Origin of the sequence: Acinetobacter tandoii DSM 14970 = CIP 107469 (assembly GCF_000400735.1) — a bacterium.
Taxonomy (GTDB): Bacteria; Pseudomonadota; Gammaproteobacteria; order Pseudomonadales; family Moraxellaceae; genus Acinetobacter; species Acinetobacter tandoii.
Genome location: NZ_KE007358.1, coordinates 1 through 1,428, shown reverse-complemented (window position 1 = coordinate 1,428; position 1,428 = coordinate 1). Strand labels below are relative to the sequence as shown.

Sequence of the window (1,428 nt, the reverse complement as noted above, 5' to 3'; positions counted from 1 at the left end):
GGTCGATAAACCTAGTTTTATGGGTCGATAAACCTAGCTTTATGGGTCGATAAACCTAGTTTTATAGGCTTTGAAACATTTGCTATTAAAGGCTTTCAGCCTGTCTAAAAGCATTAAAAACTATTAAAAATAATTAAAAGCCTAGTCTGGTCAAAATTGCCCTTGGTTTTCGCTTCGCTCAAACTCTATTGAATCTCGCTTTCGCTCGATTCCTGGGGCAATTTTTTAGCTCTTCCAGCTGTGACTTTAAGAAAAAGCAAAGGCAAGAGCAAAAGCAACTCGGAATTCGCTTCGCTCATAGAGCTTTATGCTCGCTTCGCTCGGTCTAGGCTCAAATTTTTGCATCTAAAATTCACTTTTTTAGGTTAATCAACCTAAAAAAGCGGTTTTTCAGAGGGCCGAGGCGCGAATTTTGGGACTGTCGCTCGTAGACACTCGCTTGGTTAAGCCGTTCTTATCGCTTATAGATGTAGTGTTATTTGCTTCTATTTGCGTTTAGAGACACTTTTTTGTTTTTTGGGTACTGATCTCTAGTTCGGTTTGAAATGATCGCACTATGGCGAAAATACAGCGTTTAAACGTGATGTTTGTTCATTGCTCTGGTGTTTTGTTGAATGGGTTTCTTGGATCTGTTTTTGCTGTTTCAATGAGTCGATTCATATTTTTTGTGGTTGGCATTCGTTGAACGAAAACTTCGATTTCTTCAATTGTTCCAAGATTCCTTTTGAGCTGTCTAAAACTGAGATATGCATGAATCATGTCGGCCAGTTTATCTAAGTCGCTATTATCCTGTGAAAAACTAATCGATGCCTTTCTCAAAGATTCGATATAAAGCGATCCTATAAAGTATTTGATCTGGTCTTCTCGTTTTTTCTGTTGTTTCTGGCTTTGTTTTTCCTTTTGTTGTTCTGGATTCAGGGCTTTTTCTATTTTCTGATTCAGGTTTTTCGCTGCGGTCTGGAGACGTTGCGTTTTGAGGATCTCATCCAGTGCATCGTGCATGGCAAAGTAGGCATCGATGTCATGTTTTTGATGGAGCTTGAGGATGTTTTGTTCCAGTGCATTGCGTTTGGCAGGTTCGGTCTGTTGGATCAGTTGCAGCTGAAGCATGCGTTTGTTGTAAGCATTGCGTTCATAGCGACATTTCTGGATGAGTTGTCGGTCTTGCTCACTGAGATCCTGAAGACTTTTTTTGTTTTTGAGCATGTGCAAGCAACGTTCTTCAACTCGGCGTTTGAACGGTAGATTGAGGATATGTGTGCCGAGTTCATTGATTTCTTTTGCGGTGAGAACTAACGCTTTGCGTCCTGCCATTTTGATCTCATTTTGCCGTGGATTGAGACCATGTTATCGTCATCTTGTGGGCGTTTAAACTATTTTTTCTGCTATGCATAAAAAATAGTTTATCTCGTTTCCGTGTCTTTTTTT

General features: G+C 40.0%; 1 protein-coding gene. It reads right to left on the bottom strand.

The window, feature by feature from the left end:
- Positions 1 to 591: 591 nt before the first annotated feature.
- Positions 592 to 1,314 (bottom strand): hypothetical protein, encoded by a 723-nt coding sequence (locus tag I593_RS00120; RefSeq protein WP_016165584.1) that lies wholly within the window; start codon positions 1,312 to 1,314, stop codon positions 592 to 594.
- Positions 1,315 to 1,428 lie beyond the last annotated feature (114 nt).